This window comes from Azospirillum sp. (assembly GCF_035627195.1).
GTDB lineage: Bacteria > Pseudomonadota > Alphaproteobacteria > Azospirillales > Azospirillaceae > Azospirillum.
The window spans coordinates 1-2,164 of the sequence record NZ_DASPMG010000238.1; the positions used below are offsets into that span (position 1 = coordinate 1).

Here is a 2,164-nt window from a genome sequence, read left to right on the forward strand (position 1 = left end):
CGCCCTGCGTGAGATCAAGAGCCGGTACGTCGAGCCGATGTCGGACCAGGAGCTCACGGACATCGCCATCCGGGCGATGGCCGGGCGCGACCGCTATTCGGCCTATCTGCCGCCGGCCGAGTACAAGACGATGCGTGCGGAGAACGAGGGCGCCTTCACCGGTCTGGGGCTCCGCTACGAGCCGCAGGGCGAGCACGTCCGCATCACCGATACCGTCCCCGGCTCTCCCGCCGAGCGCGCCGGGCTGCGGGCGGGTGACCTCATCCGCGCCGTGGACCAGCAGGCCGTGGACGGCCAGGAGATGGCGACCGTCAAGCAACTGCTGAGCGGCCCGCTGGGGGCCGCCGTGTCGCTCACCGTGTCGCGCGATGGCGCGCCGGCGCCGTTCGACGTGTCGGTGACGCGCGAGGAGATCAAGGTGCCGTCGGTCAAGCACGCCGCGCTCGGCGCGGTCGGCTACATCCAGATCATGCGGTTCGACCGCCAGACCTATTCCGGCGTCAGCACGGCCCTCCGCTCCTTGCGGGAACGGGCAGGGCCGGAGCTGCGCGGCTTCGTGCTCGACCTGCGGCACAACCCCGGCGGTCTGGTGAACGCCAGCGTCAAGGTGGCGGACGCCTTCCTGGAACAGGGAACCATCCTGACCGCCAAGGGGCGCGACCCCGACGCCAACCGCACCTACACCGCGCGCGCCGGCGACGAGGCCGGCGGGCTGCCCGTCGTGGTGCTGGTGAACGGCAAGTCGGCCTCGGCCGCGGAGATCCTGACCGGCGCCCTCAAGGACCACCGGCGCGCCGTGGTGATCGGCACCAGGACGTTCGGCAAGGGCATCATCCAGAGCATCATCCCGTTCGACGGCGGCAGCGCGCTGAAGCTGACGACGGCGCGCTACTTCACGCCGTCCGGACATTCGATCCACGAGGTCGGGATCGCGCCGGACGAGACCGTGGCCATGGACGACGCCAAGCCGGCGCCGTTTCCCCCGAACGCCGCCGTGGACCAGCCGCTCGCCCGTGCCCTCTCCATCCTGACCGCCGGGCCGGCGTCGCGGCCGCAGCGGGTGAGCCTCGGCGCGCGGTAAGGCCGTCGCCGCCGGTTCGGGCGATGAAAAAGGTCTGGACACGGGATCGCGACATCCCATATAAGCCCGCTCCCCCGGCGATATTCATCCGTCGCCGTGGGCTCCGAATCTAAACATCACGTCCATCGCCGTGCAGTGTCGGTCCAGTCCAGGATCGCACCACACTGTGGACGCGAACTCGTGACAGGCATTGTCGCCAGTGTCCGCGAAGCAGGGATTTCGATCTCTGCTCTGGCGGCGAGGCGCCTTTGCATGGTTGTAGTCTGCGGTACCGAGGCGCTTCGGCGTTTCTGGAAAAATCTGCCACCACGTTGAAGTTTCTTCTTGACGCGGTGTGGTTTGGTGGTTAGGTTCTGGTCATCGCGACGGGGTTCACTGCTCCGGCGCGGTTCTCCCAGACAGGAGCGACGAACGCGGGCTCGCCGGTGGCGGGCATCTCGCCGACGGCGCGTCCAGCGTCCCTCCCGGGATGCACGGATCTTTGACAAGCGAATACCGATTGAGAAGGGATGCGCAGGCGGTCGGCTTAGCGGGTCGGGTGCTCGGGAAACTGGGGACACGGCACACAGCGAGGGTCGATCGGAGCGCATCCGACAAGCCAAGCAAGATGATACAGTATCGAGCTTAGGTGTAAGGTGTGTCGCATGAGCGACCCTTCATCAATTACCGCCGGCCTCGGTTGGCGGTGAATTGAACCTGAGAGTTTGATCCTGGCTCAGAACGAACGCTGGCGGCATGCCTAACACATGCAAGTCGTACGAAGGCTTCGGCCTTAGTGGCGCACGGGTGAGTAACACGTGGGAATCTGCCTTTCGGTTCGGGATAACGTCTGGAAACGGACGCTAACACCGGATACGCCCCCCTTTCATGGAGATCGGGGGGGAAAGTTTACGCCGAGAGAGGAGCCCGCGTCCGATTAGGTAGTTGGTGGGGTAACGGCCCACCAAGCCGACGATCGGTAGCTGGTCTGAGAGGATGATCAGCCACACTGGGACTGAGACACGGCCCAGACTCCTACGGGAGGCAGCAGTGGGGAATATTGGACAATGGGCGCAAGCCTGATCCAGCAATGCCGCGTGAGTG

Annotated in this window: 1 protein-coding gene and 1 rRNA gene; both read left to right on the forward strand. The window is 66.0% G+C overall.

The genetic code is table 11. The features are described from left to right. Positions 1-1,081 (forward strand): S41 family peptidase (locus VED21_RS21685; RefSeq protein ID WP_324885922.1); only part of this gene is annotated, 1,081 nt, incomplete at its 5' end. A gap of 692 nt (positions 1,082-1,773) precedes the next feature. Further along, a 16S ribosomal RNA gene (locus VED21_RS21690) occupies positions 1,774-2,164 on the forward strand; the annotation flags it as partial.